Origin of the sequence: Burkholderia sp. WTPI3 (assembly GCF_021483755.1) — a bacterium.
GTDB lineage: Bacteria > Pseudomonadota > Gammaproteobacteria > Burkholderiales > Burkholderiaceae > Burkholderia.
Map to the genome: position 1 here is coordinate 1 of NZ_JAGIXF010000108.1, position 17,423 is coordinate 17,423.

General features: G+C 67.8%; 16 protein-coding genes. 7 read left to right on the forward strand and 9 right to left on the reverse strand.

Features of this window, described 5'->3' with window-relative positions:
* Positions 1 to 173: 173 nt before the first annotated feature.
* The 8 genes from J7024_RS32590 to J7024_RS32625 all read right to left on the reverse strand — a co-directional run bounded on the left by J7024_RS32590 (position 174) and on the right by J7024_RS32625 (position 9,449).
* A complete protein-coding gene (locus J7024_RS32590; RefSeq protein ID WP_124825991.1) occupies positions 174 to 1,619 on the reverse strand; it encodes an NAD-dependent succinate-semialdehyde dehydrogenase in 1,446 nt (481 codons plus the stop codon).
* Between the two features lie 161 nt (positions 1,620 to 1,780).
* Positions 1,781 to 3,136, reverse strand: a complete 1,356-nt coding sequence (locus J7024_RS32595) for a c-type cytochrome (protein WP_234745833.1) — start codon at positions 3,134 to 3,136, stop codon at positions 1,781 to 1,783.
* A gap of 16 nt (positions 3,137 to 3,152) precedes the next feature.
* Positions 3,153 to 5,372 carry a xanthine dehydrogenase family protein molybdopterin-binding subunit gene (locus J7024_RS32600; protein ID WP_234745834.1) on the reverse strand — a complete coding sequence of 740 codons (2,220 nt, stop codon included), beginning with the start codon at positions 5,370 to 5,372 and terminating at the stop codon, positions 3,153 to 3,155.
* Between the two features lie 84 nt (positions 5,373 to 5,456).
* Positions 5,457 to 5,912 (reverse strand): (2Fe-2S)-binding protein, encoded by a 456-nt coding sequence (locus J7024_RS32605; protein WP_124825993.1) that lies wholly within the window; start codon positions 5,910 to 5,912, stop codon positions 5,457 to 5,459.
* 131 nt (positions 5,913 to 6,043) lie between these two features.
* Positions 6,044 to 6,343, reverse strand: a complete 300-nt coding sequence (locus J7024_RS32610) for a putative quinol monooxygenase (RefSeq protein ID WP_124825994.1) — start codon at positions 6,341 to 6,343, stop codon at positions 6,044 to 6,046.
* Positions 6,344 to 6,445: 102 nt separating this feature from the next.
* Complete coding sequence (locus J7024_RS32615) at positions 6,446 to 7,489, reverse strand: NADP-dependent oxidoreductase (protein WP_124825995.1); 1,044 nt, start codon at positions 7,487 to 7,489, stop codon at positions 6,446 to 6,448.
* Positions 7,490 to 7,694: 205 nt separating this feature from the next.
* A complete protein-coding gene (locus tag J7024_RS32620) occupies positions 7,695 to 8,315 on the reverse strand; it encodes a TetR/AcrR family transcriptional regulator (RefSeq protein WP_124825996.1) in 621 nt (206 codons plus the stop codon).
* Positions 8,316 to 8,438: 123 nt separating this feature from the next.
* Complete coding sequence (locus J7024_RS32625) at positions 8,439 to 9,449, reverse strand: DNA-binding protein (protein ID WP_124825997.1); 1,011 nt, start codon at positions 9,447 to 9,449, stop codon at positions 8,439 to 8,441.
* A gap of 396 nt (positions 9,450 to 9,845) precedes the next feature.
* Between J7024_RS32625 and J7024_RS32630 the strand changes: the two genes are divergently transcribed.
* From J7024_RS32630 to J7024_RS32640, 3 genes are all read left to right on the forward strand, one after another.
* Positions 9,846 to 10,583 (forward strand): COG4705 family protein, encoded by a 738-nt coding sequence (locus J7024_RS32630; RefSeq protein WP_124826295.1) that lies wholly within the window; start codon positions 9,846 to 9,848, stop codon positions 10,581 to 10,583.
* Positions 10,584 to 10,640: 57 nt separating this feature from the next.
* Positions 10,641 to 11,012, forward strand: a complete 372-nt coding sequence (locus J7024_RS32635; protein ID WP_124825998.1) for a histidine kinase — start codon at positions 10,641 to 10,643, stop codon at positions 11,010 to 11,012.
* A 223-nt stretch (positions 11,013 to 11,235) separates the two neighbouring features.
* Positions 11,236 to 11,901 (forward strand): cation diffusion facilitator family transporter, encoded by a 666-nt coding sequence (locus J7024_RS32640; RefSeq protein ID WP_124825999.1) that lies wholly within the window; start codon positions 11,236 to 11,238, stop codon positions 11,899 to 11,901.
* A gap of 214 nt (positions 11,902 to 12,115) precedes the next feature.
* On the opposite strand, the gene J7024_RS32645 is transcribed toward J7024_RS32640, so the two are convergent.
* Positions 12,116 to 13,306, reverse strand: a complete 1,191-nt coding sequence (locus J7024_RS32645; protein ID WP_124826000.1) for a helix-turn-helix transcriptional regulator — start codon at positions 13,304 to 13,306, stop codon at positions 12,116 to 12,118.
* Between the two features lie 280 nt (positions 13,307 to 13,586).
* Here J7024_RS32645 and J7024_RS32650 point away from each other — a divergent pair, with 280 nt between their 5' ends.
* From J7024_RS32650 to J7024_RS32665, 4 genes are all read left to right on the forward strand, one after another.
* Positions 13,587 to 14,525 (forward strand): alpha/beta hydrolase, encoded by a 939-nt coding sequence (locus J7024_RS32650; protein ID WP_124826001.1) that lies wholly within the window; start codon positions 13,587 to 13,589, stop codon positions 14,523 to 14,525.
* Positions 14,522 to 15,637 (forward strand): bifunctional 3,4-dihydroxy-2-butanone-4-phosphate synthase/GTP cyclohydrolase II, encoded by a 1,116-nt coding sequence (gene ribBA, locus J7024_RS32655; protein WP_124826002.1) that lies wholly within the window; start codon positions 14,522 to 14,524, stop codon positions 15,635 to 15,637. Before J7024_RS32650 ends, ribBA begins: the two co-directional genes overlap by 4 nt.
* Positions 15,638 to 15,809: 172 nt before the next feature.
* On the forward strand, positions 15,810 to 16,199 hold the full coding sequence (locus tag J7024_RS32660) for a helix-turn-helix domain-containing protein (RefSeq protein WP_124826003.1): 390 nt from the start codon (positions 15,810 to 15,812) through the stop codon (positions 16,197 to 16,199).
* A gap of 2 nt (positions 16,200 to 16,201) precedes the next feature.
* Positions 16,202 to 17,423 (forward strand): type II toxin-antitoxin system HipA family toxin (locus J7024_RS32665; protein WP_234745835.1); only part of this gene is annotated, 1,222 nt, incomplete at its 3' end.

The following is a 17,423-nucleotide window of genomic DNA, read 5'->3' on the forward strand; positions in this document are numbered from 1 at the left end:
AGTCAGGTTGATAATTCACGTTATGTAAAATAAATAACAAGGATTAGACGCAACACGTGTGCGTGCAACCGGCGGCAGCACGCACCGAGCCGCGACCGGCCGACGAACCGGCGCCTCCGGCAACGCCACGTGCGCACCGCGCCAGCTACGGCGCGCACGCGGCCAAACGATCGTCAGACCGCCATCACCGTCACCGACTTCGTCACGAGATACGGCTCCAGCGCTTCCGGCCCGCCTTCCGACCCGTAACCCGAATCCTTCACGCCACCGAACGGCATTTCCGGCCACGGCGTCGCGGGCTGGTTGATCCACAGCATCCCGACTTCGAGACGCTGTGTGAGCAGGTGCACGTTCGCGAACGAACGCGTGAACGCATAGCCGGCCAGCCCGAACGGCAGACGGTTCGCTTCGGCGATTGCGTCGTCTAGCTTGTCGAAGCCGCGGATTGCGGCGACGGGGCCGAACGGCTCGTTGTTGAATACGTCCGCGTCGAGCGGCACGTTCGAGATCACGGTCGGTGCGAAGAAGTTGCCTTCCGAGCCGACCCGTTCGCCGCCTGTCTCGATGCTCGCGCCAACCTTGCGCGCGTTGTCGACGACCGACGCCATCGCGGTCAACCGGCGCGGGTTCGCCAGCGCACCGAGCGTCGTGCCCTCCTCGAGACCGTTACCGACCTTCAGCCCTTGTGCATGCTTGACCAGTGCGCGCGTGAACTCGTCGCGGATGCTGTTGTGCACGAGGAAACGCGTCGGCGAAATGCAGACCTGGCCCGCGTTGCGGAACTTCGCGCCACCGGCGGCCTTCACCGCCAGCGCGACGTCCGCATCCTCGGCGACGATCACCGGCGCGTGACCGCCCAGTTCCATCGTCGCGCGCTTCATGTGCTGACCGGCGAGCGCGGCGAGCTGCTTGCCGACCGGCGTCGAGCCCGTGAACGTCACCTTGCGGATCACCGGGTGCGGAATCAGGTACGACGAAATTTCAGCCGGGTCGCCGTACACCAGACCGATCACGCCTGCCGGCACGCCCGCGTCGACGAACGCGCGCAGCAGCGCGGCCGGCGATGCCGGGGTTTCTTCCGGCGCCTTCACGAGGAACGAACAGCCGGTCGCCAGCGCGGCGCTCAGCTTGCGCACCACCTGGTTGACCGGGAAATTCCACGGCGTGAACGCCGCGACCGGGCCGACCGGCTCCTTCACGACGGTCTGCTGCGCGCCGAGGTTGCGCGGCGGCACGATCCGGCCATACACGCGGCGGCCTTCGTCCGCGAACCATTCGATGATGTCGGCTGCCGACAGCACTTCGACACGGGCTTCCGTCAGCGGCTTGCCCTGTTCCTGCGTCATCAGCTGTGCGATCGCGTCGGCGCGCTCGCGCACCAGTGCGGCCGCCTTGCGCATCGTCGCCGCGCGCTCGTGCGCCGGCACCTTGCGCCATGCTTCGAAACCGCGCTGAGCAGCAGCCAGCGCGCGATCGAGATCGGCGATGCCCGCGTGGGCCACCTTGCCGATCGCCTTGCCCGTCGCCGGGTTCACGACGTCGATCGTCTTGCCGCTCGCGGCGTCGACCCACTCGCCGTCAATCAACAGTTGCGTATCGGTATAAGTCACGTTAGCCATCCAGACACCCCTACTTTGCGTCGATAAAACGCGCGCTGCCGCGAACGGCCGCGCGCCGGTTGACAGAAAGAGCTGCGTCGCCGGGCGCGATGCACCCGGCGACGTTCGACGGCGGGCACGCGGCACGCATGCCCGCCATCATCCGCCACGTCCGGCCGCACTTAACGCGAGGCCGCCGTCGCCTTGCGGAGTTTCGCGACGTCCGCCGCCGGCACGGCCGGCGCGCCGTTGTTCCAGCCGGCGCGCATGAACGTCAGCACGTCGGCGATCTGCCGGTCGTTCAACGCGTTGGCGAACGCCGGCATCGGGTACGCGGACGGTACGCCACCGATCACGAGCGACTCGCTGCCGTTCAGCGTCACGTTGATCAGCGACGACGCGTCGGCCTCGAGCACGTTCGGATTGCCGGCAATCGGCGCGAGCAGCGGCGCGTAGCCGCGACCGTCCGCGCCATGGCAATGCAGGCAGTAAGCGTTATACACCTTTGCGCCGGAATCGTTCGCCGGCCGGACCAGCGCGGCCTGCGTCGCCTTCGGATCATAACGGTAAGGCGGCGCGCCCGTGCCGCCTGCCGCCGGCAACGATTTCAGATATCGGGAAATCGCCGCCAGGTCGTCGTCGGTCAACGCCTGCGTGCTGTGATTGATCACGCTGACCATCGAGCCGAATGCCGTCGCATGCCGGTTCGCGCCCGTCTTCAGGAACTGCGCGACATCCGCGTCGCTCCAGCGGCCGAGCCCCGTATCGTGCTCGCCGGTCAGGTTCGACGCGAACCAGTTGTCGATCGCCGCGCCTGACAGGAACGCCGCGCCTACTTCGTCGAGCGCCTTCTCCTGGAAGCCGACGCCGCGCGGCGTGTGGCACGACCCGCAATGGCCGAGCCCCTGCACCAGGTACGCGCCGCGGTTCCACATCGCGTCCCTGGCCGGCTTGTCGGCGTACGGCGTCGTGTCGAGGAACGCCGCGTTCCACAGCGCGAGCGGCCAGCGCATGTTCAGCGGCCACGGGATGTCGGACGGGTGGTTCGCCTGCTTCACCGGCTCGACGCCGTGCATGAAATACGCGTACAGGGCCTTCACGTCGTCGTCGCGCAGCTTCGCGTACGACGGATAAGGCATCGCCGGATACAGATGATGGCCGTCCTTCGCGATGCCCGCGCGCAGCGCGCCCGCGAACTCGGCCTCCGTATAGCCGCCGATGCCCGTGTCCGGGTCGGGCGTGATGTTGGTCGTGTAGATCGCGCCCATCGGCGTGACCATCTTCAGGCCGCCGGCGAACGGCACGCCGCGCGGCGCGGTGTGGCACGCGACGCAATCGCCCGCTTTCGCGAGATACGCGCCGCGCGCGACGAGCGCGTTGTCGGCCGGTGCCGTTTGCGCGGCGTGCGCCACCGTGCCGGCGGTCGACGCGGACAACGCCAGCAGCGACGCGCCGAGCGCGTGCGCGACGCCACTCAGGCGATTCAGGCGATTCAGGCGATTCAGGCGATTCAGGCGATTCAGGATGAGGTTTCGCATGGGTCCGTCCCTCCCCTCAAGCCGTCTTCAACTGACTGCCGACCGGAAGCTTGCGCAACCGCTTGCCGGTTGCCGCGAAGATCGCGTTCGACAATGCTGCCGCCGTGGCGGCGGTGCCCGGTTCGCCGATCCCGCCCGGCGCCTCGCCGCTCTTCACGAGATGGACCTCGATCGGCGGCGTCTCGTTGATGCGCATCATCCGGTAGTCGGTAAAGTTGCTTTGCACGACGCGGCCGTCCTCGATCGTGATCTCACCATACAGCGCGCCCGTAATCCCGAAGATGATGCCGCCCTGCACCTGCGCCTCGATCGTGTTCGGGTTGACATACATCCCGCAGTCGACCGCGCACACGGCACGCTTGACCTGCACTTCGCCATCCTCCACCGCCACGTCGATGACGATCGAGAAGAAGCTGCCGAACGCATGCATCACCGAGACGCCGCGCCCTTGCCCCTTCGGCAGCGGCGTGCCCCAGCCGGCCGCCTTCGTCGCGACGTCGAGCACGTTGCGCGCACGCGGCGTCTTGTCGAGCAGCGCACGGCGATACTGGACGGGGTCGATCCTGGCCTGGGCCGCCAGCTCGTCGATGAAGCTTTCGACGACGAACGTGCCGCGCGTCGGCCCGACGCCGCGCCAGAACGCAGTCGGCACGTGGCGCGGCTCCTGGCGCACGTAGTCGACGAGTTGGTTCGGCAAGTCGTACGGCAGTTCGGCTGCCACCTCGACCGCATCCGGGTCGATGCCGTTCTGGAATGCCGGCGGCGCAAAACGCGCCATGATCGACGAGCCGACGATCCGGTGCTGCCACGCGATCGGCTTGCCGTTCGCGTCGAGGCCCGCCGAAATCTTGTCGTAATAACACGGTCGGTACATGTCGTGCTGGACGTCTTCCTCGCGCGTCCACACGACCTTCACGGGCGCATCGACCTGCTTGCCGACCTTCACGGCCTGCGCAACCATGTCCGTCTCGAGACGACGGCCAAAGCCGCCGCCGAGCAGGTGGTTGTGCACGACGATCCGCGCCGGCGACAGGCCAGTGAGCCGCTGCACGGTATCGCGCACACGTGTCGGCACCTGCGTGCCGAGCCAGACCTCGCAGCCGTCGCCGCGCACGTGCACCGTGCAGTTCACCGGCTCCATCGTCGCGTGCGCGAGCAACGGCTGTTCGTAGACGGCGTCGACACGCGTCTTCGCGTTCGCGAATGCCTTGCCGACGTCGCCGTCCTTGCGCGCGACCGCGCCCTTGCCGTTCGCCGCGGCCCGCGCGAGATCCGCGAAAAGATCCTTGGTCGACACCTTCGCGTCCGCGCCCTCGTTCCACTTCACGACGAGCGCCGATGCGCCGCGCTTCGCGGCCCACGTGTGATCGCCGACCACCGCCACCGCGTTGTCGACGCGCACGACCTGGCGCACGCCGGGAATCTTCTTCGCGGCCGTGTCGTCGACGCTGGCGACCGTGCCGCCGAACACCGGGCTGTTCACGATCACCGCGTACAGCATGCCGGGCAGGCGCACGTCGAGCCCGAACTGCGCGGTGCCGTCGACCTTCTCCGGCGAATCGAGCCGCTTCACCGGCTGGCCGACCAGCTTGAAGTCTTCGGGCTTCTTCAGCGCGACGTCCTTCGGCGCCGGCAGCTTCGCGGCGGCGTCCGCGAGCTGGCCGTACGGTGCGCGCCGGCCGCTCGGCGGATGCTGCACTTCGCCGTTTTCGGCCCGGCACGTGGCCGGATCGACATGCCATTGCGCCGCCGCCGCCGCAACCAGCAGCGTGCGCGCGGTCGCGCCTGCACGACGCAGCGGTTCCCACGCGTAACGCACCGACGTCGAGCCGCCCGTCAACTGGCCGCCGAGCAGCGGGTCGAGGAACAACTTCTCGTTCGGCGGCGCGTGGTCGAGCGTCACGCTCGACAGCGGCACTTCGAGTTCCTCGGCAATCAGCATCGGCAGCGCGGTGTAGACGCCCTGGCCCATTTCCACCTTCGGCATCACCAGCGTGACCTTGCCGCTGCGGTCGATCTGCACGAACGCGTTCGGCGCGAACACGCCGGCGCGTGCACTTTCGTCGGCATCGCCGCCGATCACCGAGCGCCGCGCGTCATCGCCGGCTGCCGGCATGCTGAAGCCGAGCAGCAAGCCTCCGCCCGCGGCCGCGCCGAGCGATACGCCGAACCGGAGGAACCCGCGGCGCGACATGCCTGCGCCGGCCCGGCCGGCTTCGATCAGTCCACGTGACATGTCAGCCTCCGCCGCGCAGCCTCGACGACGCTGACCGGCCCCTCGGGGCGGCGCGAACAAAGTGATCCTGAAGATTGTTTCATCTCACGCCCCCTTCGCGGCATGCTTGACCGCCGCGCGAATCCGGTTGTACGTGCCGCAGCGGCAGATGTTGCCGGCCATCGCCGCATCGATGTCGGCGTCGCTCGGGCTCGGGTTCGATGCGATCAGTGCGGTGGCCGCCATCACCTGCCCCGACTGACAGTAGCCGCACTGGACGACGTCGAGCTCGCGCCAGGCCTCCTGCACCTTCTGGCCGGCCGGCGTCGCACCGACGGCCTCGATCGTCGTGATCTTGCGGCCCGCGACGGCCGCGACCGGCAGCACGCACGAGCGCGCGGCGACACCGTCGAGATGCACGGTGCATGCGCCGCATTGCGCGATTCCGCAGCCGAATTTCGTGCCGGTCAGGCCGACGACGTCGCGCAGGACCCACAGCAGGGGCATGTCGTCGGGCGCGTCGACCGTGCGGTTTTCGCCGTTGATGTTGAGGGTGACCATTCAGCCTCCGGGGCCGGTGTATTGGGGAAGCGGCGCGGCCGGCGCGCCGTGGCTTCATCGCCGCCGCGCATGGCACGGCGGCTGTCTCGCGGCCCGGGTGAGAGCGAGCCGCGGCGGTGGTTCAGCGTCGGTTATTCGGCCGCGTCGATGCCCGACAGCACCTTGATGACGGGCGGCGCCGCGAACCAGTCGGCCGACTTGATGCGAAACGCGGTGAAGTACGGACTGGCGAGATGGGCGTCGAAGGCAGCCTGGTCGTCGTAGATCTCGAACAGGTGCAGCGCCGCCGAGCCGCCCTGTTCGCGGAACAGGTCGTAGCGGCGGTTGCCGGGTTCGGCGCGGGACGCCGCGACCATGCTGCGCAGTTCGGCCTCGACGGCCTGGGCATGTTCGGGTTTCGGGAACACCGAAGCCATCACGTAAAGCGCCATGTTTTCACTCCTTTTCGAAACGGAAATGCTGCAGAAATGCGGAAATGCCGCCGCCGGCTCGCGCCATGTGACACGGGCCCGCGGCCGGCCGGGCGGTGTGCGTCAGGCGAGTTCGTCCGGGCCCACACGCACGACGACCTTGCCGAAATTCCTGCCCGCGAGCAAGCCGATCAGCGCATTCGGCGCATCGGCCAGATCGGGGATCACGTCCTCGAGCGCCTTCACCTTGCCTTGCGCGACCCACCCGCTCATCTCTTTCAGGAACGGCGCATAGCCGGTCGCATAGTGATCGAAAATGATGAAACCCTGCATCCGGATGCGCTTGCGCAGGATCGTCGCCATCAGCAGCGGCAGGCGATCGGGGCCGGCCGGCGGTGAGGTGTCGTTGTAATGCGCGATCAGCCCGCACACGGGCACGCGCGCATGCTCGTTGAGCAGCGGCCACACCGCGTCGAACACGGCGCCGCCGACGTTCTCGAAATAGATGTCGATGCCGTTCGGGCACGCTTCCTTCAGCTTCGCCGCGAACGCCGGATCGCGGTGATCGATGCACGCGTCGAAACCGAGCGTGTCCTTCACGTATGCGACCTTGTCGGCTCCGCCCGCGACGCCGATCACGCGACAGCCCTTCAGTTTCGCGATCTGGCCGACCACCGCGCCCACCGCGCCGCTCGCGGCAGCGACGACCACGGTTTCGCCGGCCTTCGGCTCGCCGATCGTCAACAGTCCGGTGTAAGCGGTGAACCCCGGCATGCCGAGCACGCCGAGCGCATGGGACGGATGCGCGAAATCGCGGCCGAGCGGAATGAGGTCGCGGCCGTCGGACAGCGAATAGTCCTGCCAGCCGCCGCCCGCCACCACCAGATCGCCTTCGCGATACGCAGCCAGGTTCGACGACACCACGCGGCTGACCGTGCCGCCGACCATCACGTCACCGAGCTCGACCGGCGGCGCGTACGACGGCGCATCGTTCATCCGGCCGCGCATGTACGGATCGAGCGACAGCCAGACCGTGCGCAACAGCACCTGGCCGGCGCCTGGCACCGGCACGTCGCCGGTTTCGGTGCGGAAATCGTTCGTGGTGGGTGCGCCGACCGGGCGCGCGTTCAGGATGATTCTGCGGTTTGATGCCTTGCTTTGCGGCATGGGAACCTCCGTCAACAGGAATGGACGTGCAATGGGCACGATTGGATCAACGCTGGACAACCGTGATGCAAATGCCTGCGGCGGTACTGGGCGAATCGCGCCGACGCAGCCGCAGGCATGCGGGTAAAGCAGTCAGACCCCGACTTGAGTAGACCAGTCGTCTAGCTCTTCGGACAAAAACAAGGCGCGCCAAGGCGCGCCCGGGTTACGACCGTGCTTCGTCATCCGCGACGGGCGGCAGATTCAGCATCCGTCGCGTTTCATGCATCGCGCGCTCGAGCGGTTTGCGGTTACGGTGAATCTTCTCCAGCAGCGTTGCACCGAGCCACAGCTCGTAAAGGATCGCGGCTGTGTATGCCGGATCGTCGACGCCGCTCAGCGAACTGTCCGCCAGCCCGGCCTCGATCCCGCCCGCGAGCCGTTCGATGATCTGGCCGGTACCGCGCCGCAGGACCGCGCGCATCGCCTCCGACAGATCCGACACCTCCGCGCCGAGCTTCACCGCGAGGCACTTGCCTTCCGGGTCGTCCGCACACTGCGTGTGCAGCCAGTTGCCCCAGTACGTCATCAGGCGCTGCGCGCCCGTGCCGGCCTGATGCTTGAGCAGGCTGTCGAGATGCTCGAGATAGCCTTCGAAATACGATTCGAGCAGCGCTTCGCCGAACGCCTCTTTCGAGCCGAAGTAATGGTAGAACGAGCCTTTCGGGATGCCCGCCGCAGCGAGAATCTCGTTCAGACCGACCGCCGAAAACCCCTTGTGGAGCATGATCGGCTTCGCGATATTCAGGATGTGCTGGCGGACTTCCGCGCCTGAAGATGCATTCATGATGGCGTATCTTAGCAACGATTAGACCGGTCGTCTAGTAACGTCGAGCCGGTGGATTGAGCGGCACTTTACCCGATTCGCGCTGCAGCGCGGACGCGTTGTCGTCGCACCGCAGCGCGCGCGTCACGCCGGTTTTGGCGCGCGCTTTCCGACGACCGGCCTTGCGGCGCGCAGGCCGCCGCCGGCCGGCCGGCCCGGCGCCCTGCGCGCGAGCCCGCGAGACGCGCGTTCGGCGCGCAGCGCGTCGAGTTCGACGACATAGGCGGCATTGGCCGCGCGCGCGCCGTCGAGCTGGCCTTCGAGCATGCCGCAGCGATGTTGCGTGTCGGCCAGTTGCGCCTGCAGCGCCCCAAGATCCTTGCGGTGCTGCGTATCGCGCTGCTCCGCACGCGCGGCAGCGGCGTCGAGTTCCCTCTGCAGCCGCGAGGCCGCAAGCCGTTCGCGGTCGATCTCCTGAAGCGCCCGCTTTTCCGATACGCGCAAGCGCTCTTCTGCCCGACCCGCGTCGTCGCGCAACCGATCGAGTTGCGTCGTGAAATCGGCGCGTGCTTGCGCCAGCGCGCGATCGGCGTCCACGTTGTCGGCCTTCAGTCGCTCGACGTCCGATTGCAGTGCGCGGCGCGATGCCTCGTCGGCCGCCCTCGCCTGCTCGAGCTCCTGAATCCGCACCTGCGCCGCCAGCAACGCGGCCGTGCGCTGTTCCAGCGCCGTCTCGGTACGGGACAGTTCAGCCTGCAATCCGGCAACCTCCGCTTTCGCGGCGACCCGCTCGGCCTCGACTTCCGCGCGCAGTGCGTCGAGCGCCGCAGCGGCATCGGTGCTGGAACGACTCCACAACGCGGCGACCAGCTCGCCGGCGGCGGCCCGCAGATCGGCCGGCAAATCCGGATGCTCGATGCGAACGCGGCTCTTTTCCCGCAACTCGGCCCAAAACTCGCCGAGAACCGCCGTCGGCGTGCTCATGCTGCCCTTGCGCACGAGCTGGTACAGGCGGTTCGCAGTGGGCGTGATGCCGAAGCGGAAGAACATCAGTGCGCAGACCTCGCGGTACAACTCGCGGGTTTTGGGGAAATCGGCCTTGAGGCGGTCGATTTCGGCGATCAGGCGGGATTCGTCGGCAGCAAGGTCGGACATGGTCGGCTTCGTCGGAAATTTTATAAATAATATAACGTAAACCGTTAAATATCCAACCGTCTGAATTTATTGTTTTGACATTATTTCTATAATGTTGAGATTTTTAAGGTGTGGGTCGTTATTTCCGAATGTCGCTCGCCGCCTGCTGTTCCCGTTGGCATATTCCGCCTCCTCATCCCGGCTACCCCAAGGCATTCCCGATGCTCCCCTCCCGGTCAGCCACCGTCTTCCCGCTCGCCCCGAACCGCGCCGCCGCCGATAAGCCTCCGTTAAGAATCCAGCCCGCATAGTGACGCCCAGTCCTCGACCGAGGCCTTCGACCCGCGCCGCCTCGGATGACGGCGACTCTTCAAGGAGCGATCCGTGAATCCGCGCCCGCCCGCCGTATCGACGTCCATGCTGAACAAGGTGCCCGCCGTCACCGCCATCTTCTGGATCATCAAGATCCTGTCGACGACCGTTGGTGAAACCGGCGCCGACTATCTCGCCGTGCGCGCCGGCCTTGGCGTACCGGTCACCGATGCGTTGATGGCATCGCTGCTCGTCATCGCGCTCGTGCTGCAGTTCCGCGCGAAAGCCTGCGTGCCGTGGTTGTACTGGCTCAACGTGGTGCTGGTCAGCATCGTCGGCACGCAGATCACCGACGCACTGACCGACGGGCTCGGCGTCAGCCTGTACGCGAGCACCGCGTGCTTCGCCGTCGCGCTCGGGGGGGTGTTCGCGCTCTGGTATCGCAGCGAGCACACGTTGTCGATCGAGACCATCGTGACGACGCGCCGCGAGGGGTTCTACTGGGCCGCGATCCTGCTGACGTTCGCGCTGGGCACGGCCGCCGGCGACCTCGCCACCGAAGCGCTAGGCCTCGGATTCCGGCTCGGCATCGTGTCGTTCGGCGCGGCGATCGCGCTGGTAGCCGTCGCGATGCGCATGGGCGCGAATCGCGTGCTCGCGTTCTGGCTCGCTTACATCCTCACGCGCCCGCTCGGCGCGTCGCTCGGCGATTTCCTGTCCCAGGCGCGCGAATACGGCGGCCTCGGGTTCGGCACCGCGACGACGAGCGCGGCGTTCCTGACGTCGATCGTGCTGCTGGTCGTCTGCACGACACTCGCCAACCGGCAAGCGAGCGTTCGATGACCGCCGTATCGCGTCGCCCCGTTGTCCCTCTCCGTCCGACTACTCAAAGGAATTGAAATGCGCACCCGAAAGCTGATGCTCGTCGCCGTCGTTGCCGCACTCGCCGCAGGCCCCGCTTCGACGATCTTCGTCCCGTCCGCCTACGCGGCAACCGCCGCGAAGCTCGGCGACCTGTCCGCGTTCCGCCGCATCGTCACGGACACCCGGAAACTCGTCGACGCAGGCAACCTTGCCGGCGCGAAAACGCGCATCAAGGATCTCGAAACGAAATGGGATGATGCGGAGCCGTCGCTGAAACCGCGTTCGGCGGCCGACTGGCACGTAATCGACAAGGCAATCGACCGCGCACTCGCCGCGCTGCGCGCCGACAAGCCCGACGCCGCGACATGCCGTCAATCGCTGGACGACCTGCTCGCGCTGTTGAAATGAACGACGGGGCAACGGGAATGCCGCGCCCGGCGTGTTCCGGCGCGCTGCGACCGAGATGCCGCGCGAAGGCATCTTCGCGTTCGCGCAATCGGCGGTATCGAGGCGCGACCTCGATCGATCGTGGCATCCCGGCCGATCCGGCGATCCCGCCGCTGTCACGTACCTGCAATCGTCGACCGGTAGCGTTCGGGGCTGCCCCACGATTTCGACAGACGAATCCGCCATGCAGCGCACGTCACGCGCCTCGTCCCACGTTTATGCGGCCACGTCCCGCGCCCTCGCCGTCAATCTCGCGATCAACCTGCTGTTGCTCGCCGCCGAGGCTGTCGCGGCATGGTCCGCGCATTCGTCCGGCTTGCTCGCGGACGTCGCGCATGCGGCGATCGATCTCGCGGCCGACGCGCTGATCCTCGTCGCCTGCCGGCTCGACGCGCGGCTGCCGCCCGAGCGACGCCCGACCTACGAGCCGCTCGCGCTGGCGGGGCTCGGCGCATTGCTCGTCGCGACGGGCGTGCAGATGATCTGGCATGCGTCGAACCGCTTCGACGCGCCTCCGGTCGTGCAACCCGGCACAATGACGCTCGTGCTGATCATGCTCACGCTGACCGGCAAAGCCGCGCTGTCGCGCTGGATGCTGCGCAAAGCGCGCGAAACCGGCTCCGCGATGCTCGAAGCGAGCGGCTGGCACGTGCGTGCCGACGCGCTGTCGGCGTTGCTCGCGGCGCTCGCGATGAGCGCAGCATGGGTCGGCCTCGGCCGTCTCGACGATCTCGCGGCGCTCGCAATCGGCGCGATCGTGATCCGCACCGGTGCGGGATTCATCCGGCGCGGTTGCGCGCAATGGCCGGCATCGTCGGCGTGGGCGAATCGTTCGACGCGCGGGTCGTGACGATACAAGAGACATCGTTGCACGCGATGTCTTGAAACACCCGATACCCGTCATCGGTTGCATCTGAAGCGAATGAGGCCCGCACCGCGCGAGCCTCTTTTACGACACGATGCCGCTATCGTCTTGCCGCCGCATGCACGTCGGCCGCAGTCGATGTATCCGCGGACGAATGCGCCCGATACCGATGCGGTGGAGCAAGACGCACCGCCCGCGATCAACCGAGCGGCACCACGCTCCCGAGCAGGATCCGCACGAGCGTCGCCTGGCGCGTCACGCCCGTCTTCGAGAAGATCGCACGCAGATGCGTGCGCGCGGTGTTCTTGCTGATCCCCGATTCCTCGGCCGCCTCCTCGAGCGTGAGCCCGTTGGTCAGCAGCAGCGCGAGCGACGTCTCGGCGGGCGTCAGGTCGAACAGCTTGCGGATGATTTCCTGCGCGCCTTGCGGCTTGCGATCGGGGTCGCGCAGAAACAGCGTCACGGCCGGCCGCCGCTTGTTGTCCTCGGACCAGTCGGACAGCAGCACCGTGCGCACCAGCAACCCGAGACGAGGCTTGTCGAAGCCGCGGGTGATCGGCATCGCCTCGACGATCGCCGCTGCCGTACCGTGGTGCCCCATCACCGCGTGGCGGATCAGCCGCTTGAGCGTGCGGTTCTCCTGCGCGTCGGTCGCCTCGATCGTGCCGCGCGCAATCGTCAGACCGTTGTTCTGCTTCAGGATCTCGTCGGCGACGCTGTTCATGTCGATGATCGTGCCGTTCTCGTCGAGCGTGATCGTGCCGATCTGCATCCGGTTGATCGCGTTCGCGTAGATCGAGCGCTCGACCTCGGCCGTATCGAGCCGCGAATGCAGTTCGACCGCACGCTTCAGGTGCGGCAGCAGCAGCGCGCAGATCGCCTTGTCACGCGCGGAGAACTGCTTCGACGCATGGTTGCGGCACACGCGGAACCGGCATTCGACGCCCGACGACGTGCGCAGGTCCGCCCCGAGGATGTAGCGCACGTCCTGCGGCTTCAGGAACTGCTTGTACAGTTCGCTCGACAGCCAGCCTGTATCGCCGAACACGTCATCGACCGTGACCACGCGGTCGGCCGGCAGGCCGACGAACGGGTCGAGCGAATAGTAGTAGTTGTTGTACGACGCCTCGCCGTCACCCGGCACGACGGGGCCGAACTCCGATGCGTGCACGGACAGCGGCGCACGACGATCGCTCGCCGCCGCGCGCAGGATCAGCGTCACGTAGTTGGCCTGCAGCAGCCGGCGCACCATCTCGAGCGCGCCCGCCCACGGCGGCGTTTCCATCGGACCCTGGTAGATGCGCGCCATCAGTTCGCTGAAATCCGCGACACCGATGTCGGCTTCCTCGCTCGTTGACTGGCTCTCTTGCGGAGCCCATCTCGTCTCCATCAGCACGCTCCATCCTCCATGCGACTTGTTGTCGGTACGACTCGTCCACGCGCCATGATTAAGACGTGTCTTAATTCCGGCGTCATCGGGACATTCACTGAATGGTGAGCTTTGGCCATCCGGACGCGCGAACCATCGTCCAATCGGATGATGTGGCGCCCTGCGTGCTGCGCTGGAATGCCCGTCAGGCCGTGCCGGCAAGCTTCCGGCGCGGGCTCAGGGAAAACCGCGACGCGGGTTTACCTGATTCCGACCGCACCCGATTCAGACAGGAGTTTCCATGCCGCTCGACCCTCAGGCTCAGGCGCTGCTTGCCGCGCTCGCCCAAGCGCCCGCGATCGATTTCGATCAACTGACCATTCCCGCCTACCGCGCGAGCCTCGCCGGGGGCGGCGCGTTCGCGCCCGGCGACGCGATTGCCGCCGAAGAGGACTGGCAGATTCCCGCGCCCGGTCGCGAGTTGTCCGCACGGCTGTATCGGCCCGAGGCCGACGGGCCGTTGCCGCTGACCGTGTTCTTCCACGGCGGTGGCTTCGTCGCGTGCGGGATCGACTCGCACGCGAACCTGTGCCGCAGTCTCGCCCGACGGGCGCGCACGCTTGTGCTGTCGGTGGACTACCGGCTCGCGCCCGAAGCGCGGTTCCCGGCAGCCGCGCACGATGCATGCGATGCCGTGCGCTGGGCCGCCGCCAGCGCACGCGATCTCGGTGCGCGCAACGGCGCGATCGCCGTCGCCGGCGACAGCGCGGGCGGCAACCTGGCCGCCGTCGCCGCGCTCCAGTTGCGCGGCTCGGGCATCGCGATCGCGCATCAGTTGCTGCTGTATCCGGTAGTCGATTGCGCAACCGAGCATCCGTCGTACGAATCGCTCGGCGAAGGCTATTTCCTGACGGCGGACGCGATGCGCTGGTTCAAGCGTCACTATTTCGACGACAGCGCCGATCGCGCGTCGCCGCTCGCGAGCCCGCTCGCCGCGCCGGACCTGTCGGGCGCGGCGCCGGCCACCATCGTCAGCGCCGAATTCGACCCGCTGCGCGACGAGGCCGAGGCGTACGCGCTGCGTCTCGCGCAGGCCGGCACGCCGGTGTCGCTCGTGCGCTGGCCGGGCCAGTTGCACGGCTTCGCGAGCATGCTCGGCGCGGTCGATGCGGCCGATCGCGTGCTGACGTTCGGCGCCGATGCACTGCGCCGCGCGTTCGACGCAACGGAGGCGCAATGACGCTCGCCAGCACGCCGGAAATCGTCGACGAATTGCGTGCGGGGCGCATGGTTCTGCTCGTCGACGAAGAGGATCGCGAAAACGAAGGCGACCTCGTGATCGCCGCCGATCACGTGACGCCCGAAGCGATCAACTTCATGGCGCGCTTCGGCCGCGGACTGATCTGCCTGACGCTGACGGCCGAGCGCTGCGAGCAACTGCGCCTGCCGCCGATGGCCGACCACAACGGCACGCCGTTCGGGACCGCGTTCACCGTCAGCATCGAAGCGGCCGAAGGCGTGACGACCGGCATCTCGGCCGCCGATCGAGCGCGGACGATTCGCGCGGCGGTTCGCCCGGGCGCGCGCCCCGACGATCTCGTGCAGCCCGGCCATGTGTTTCCGATCGCCGCGCGCCCGGGCGGCGTGCTGGTGCGTGCGGGGCACACGGAAGCCGGCTGCGATCTCGCGGCGCTGGCCGGTCTCACGCCCGCGTCGGTGATCTGCGAGGTGATGAACGACGACGGCACGATGGCGCGACTGCCCGAGTTGAAGACGTTCGCCGCGCATCACGGGCTGAAGATCGGCGCGATTGCGGACCTGATCCATTACCGCCGCGAGCACGAATCGCTGGTCGAACGCGTCGGCGAACGGCCTCTGCACACGCCGTGGGGACGATTCCGCGCGATCGAATATCGCGACACCGTGCACGGCGCGCCGCATCTCGCGCTGGTGCGCGGCGAGCCGGACCCGGCGACCCCCGTGCTGACGCGCGTGCACGAATGCCATTCGCTGCTCGACCTGCTCGATGCGGAACCGTCCGCGCATTCGTGGCCGCTGCACGCCGCGCTGCAGCGGATCGACGCGGCGGGCTGCGGCGTCGCGGTGCTGCTCGACTGCGACATGCGCGGCGACGCGACGCGCACGCCTGCCGCCCATGCTCGCCGCGACGGCCGCCTGACGGGGATCGGCTCGCAGATCCTGCGCGAGCTCGGCGTGCGGCGTCTGAACGTGCTGTCGAGCCCGTTCCGGCTGCCGGCACTGTCGGGGCACGACCTCGAGATCATGGCGTTCATCCCGCTCGGCGACGACGATCCGGAAAGTGCGCGGACCGCTCCGCTGCGGGCGGCATGACGCACGGCTGACGACCGCGCGGGGCGCATTGCCGCCCTTGCCTTCGGATTTCCGCACGACAGGCTATCGTTTGTTTTTATGAAATACAGTCTCGGGTTTGTATTTTGACGATACATGCCATAGACTGTATTTTCCGAATACAAGCGATCGCCTGTCATTTCGCGGAGAGTCCATGGCATTCCCTGTCCAGACCTTGAGCCAGTTGCGCCCGATCCTCGTCGGCTTCCGGAAGTCGGCGGGGTTCACTCAGGCGCAACTCGCGGCCCGCCTCGGCGTTACGCAGCAGTCGTATGCGCAGCTCGAAGCCAATCCGTCCGCCGTCAGTATCGAACGGCTGTTCAAGGTGCTGAACGTCCTTGGCGTTCGCCTGATGCTCGAGCCGGGCACGCCCGACGATGCGCCGGCACCCGATGTCGCCGATCCCGCCCCCGCGCGCACGCCAGCCACGCGCCGGCGTTCGTCCGATACCCCCGCGGCCCGCTCGCCGGCCGCCGCGTCGCGAAAAAGGCCTGCCGCGGCGGCGCCCGGCAAGCCCCGCGGCCCGAAACGGGAGGACTGGTGACGATGGCGCGCCGCTCCCGCCACGACCGTCTCGACCTGTGGATGAACGGCATCCCGGTCGGCTACTGGGAAATCCGGCACGGCATCGAACGCCTCGTCTACCTGCCGTCCTGGGTCGACGATCCGCAGGGGCGTCCGCTGTCGCTGTCGTTGCCCTTCACGCCCGGCAACCAGCCGCACCAGGGCGCGGTCGTCGCCGACTACTTCGACAATCTGCTGCCCGACAGCCAGCCGATCCGCCGCCGCATCGCGCAGCGCTACCGGCTCGGGTCGACGGCGCCGTTCGAACTGCTCGCGTCGATCGGCCGCGATTGCGTCGGCGCGCTGCAACTGCTGCCGCCTGACGAAATACCCGTCGACCTGGAAGCCATCGACGGCACCGCACTCGACGACGCGGCCGTGGCCGACGTGCTGCGCCACGCGACCGCCGCGCCGCTGCCCGGCCACCCGGAGCCGGACGGCGAACTGCGCCTGTCGATCGCCGGCGCGCAGGAAAAGACCGCGCTGCTGCGCCACGACGAGCGCTGGCTGCTACCGTCGGGCAGCACGCCGACCACGCATATCTTCAAGCTGCCGCTCGGACGCGTCGGGAACATGCAGGCCGACATGCGGACGTCGGTCGAGAACGAATGGCTGTGTTCGAAGATCGTCGCCGCGTACGGCCTGCCGATCGCGTCGTGCGACATCGGCCGGTTCGACGACCAGAAGGCGCTGATCGTCGAGCGATTCGATCGCCGGCTTTCGCGCGACGGCACGTGGATCCTGCGGCTGCCGCAGGAGGACATGTGCCAGGCGACCGGCACGCCGTCGGGCGCGAAATACGAGTCCGACGGCGGCCCGGGGATCGCGACGATCATGGGCATCCTCGCGAATTCCGCCGACGCCGCGCAGGACCGCCGGCATTTCTTCATCGCGCAGCTCGTGTTCTGGGTGCTCGCCGCGATCGACGGCCATGCGAAGAATTTCAGCATCGCGCATCTGCCGGGCAACACGTATCGCAGCACGCCGCTGTACGACGTGCTGTCCGCGCATCCGATCATCGGCACGCGGCGCAACCAGTTGTCGCCGCACCGCGCACGGCTCGCCATGGCCGTGTGCGGAAAGAATCGTCACTACGTGATCGGCGACATCCACCCGCGCCACTGGCTCGCGCAAGGCGCGCCCGTCGGCCCGACCGAACGCCACGTCCGTGCCGCCCTGGCCGTTCTGGCCCCCCCCCCCGCAC

Excerpts from the sequence above, each read along its gene's own strand:
- J7024_RS32640 (WP_124825999.1), top strand. The coding sequence starts at position 11,236 with ATGCAGCGCACGTCACGCGCCTCGTCCCACGTTTATGCGGCCACGTCC.
- J7024_RS32635 (WP_124825998.1), top strand. The coding sequence starts at position 10,641 with ATGCGCACCCGAAAGCTGATGCTCGTCGCCGTCGTTGCCGCACTCGCC.
- J7024_RS32615 (WP_124825995.1), bottom strand. The coding sequence starts at position 7,489 with ATGCCGCAAAGCAAGGCATCAAACCGCAGAATCATCCTGAACGCGCGC.
- J7024_RS32600 (WP_234745834.1), bottom strand. The coding sequence starts at position 5,372 with ATGTCACGTGGACTGATCGAAGCCGGCCGGGCCGGCGCAGGCATGTCG.
- J7024_RS32590 (WP_124825991.1), bottom strand. The coding sequence starts at position 1,619 with ATGGCTAACGTGACTTATACCGATACGCAACTGTTGATTGACGGCGAG.
- J7024_RS32650 (WP_124826001.1), top strand. The coding sequence starts at position 13,587 with ATGCCGCTCGACCCTCAGGCTCAGGCGCTGCTTGCCGCGCTCGCCCAA.
- J7024_RS32660 (WP_124826003.1), top strand. The coding sequence starts at position 15,810 with ATGGCATTCCCTGTCCAGACCTTGAGCCAGTTGCGCCCGATCCTCGTC.
- J7024_RS32605 (WP_124825993.1), bottom strand. The coding sequence starts at position 5,912 with ATGGTCACCCTCAACATCAACGGCGAAAACCGCACGGTCGACGCGCCC.
- J7024_RS32625 (WP_124825997.1), bottom strand. The coding sequence starts at position 9,449 with ATGTCCGACCTTGCTGCCGACGAATCCCGCCTGATCGCCGAAATCGAC.
- J7024_RS32610 (WP_124825994.1), bottom strand. The coding sequence starts at position 6,343 with ATGGCGCTTTACGTGATGGCTTCGGTGTTCCCGAAACCCGAACATGCC.
- J7024_RS32645 (WP_124826000.1), bottom strand. The coding sequence starts at position 13,306 with ATGGAGACGAGATGGGCTCCGCAAGAGAGCCAGTCAACGAGCGAGGAA.
- J7024_RS32595 (WP_234745833.1), bottom strand. The coding sequence starts at position 3,136 with ATGCGAAACCTCATCCTGAATCGCCTGAATCGCCTGAATCGCCTGAAT.
- J7024_RS32620 (WP_124825996.1), bottom strand. The coding sequence starts at position 8,315 with ATGAATGCATCTTCAGGCGCGGAAGTCCGCCAGCACATCCTGAATATC.
- J7024_RS32630 (WP_124826295.1), top strand. The coding sequence starts at position 9,846 with ATGCTGAACAAGGTGCCCGCCGTCACCGCCATCTTCTGGATCATCAAG.
- ribBA (WP_124826002.1), top strand. The coding sequence starts at position 14,522 with ATGACGCTCGCCAGCACGCCGGAAATCGTCGACGAATTGCGTGCGGGG.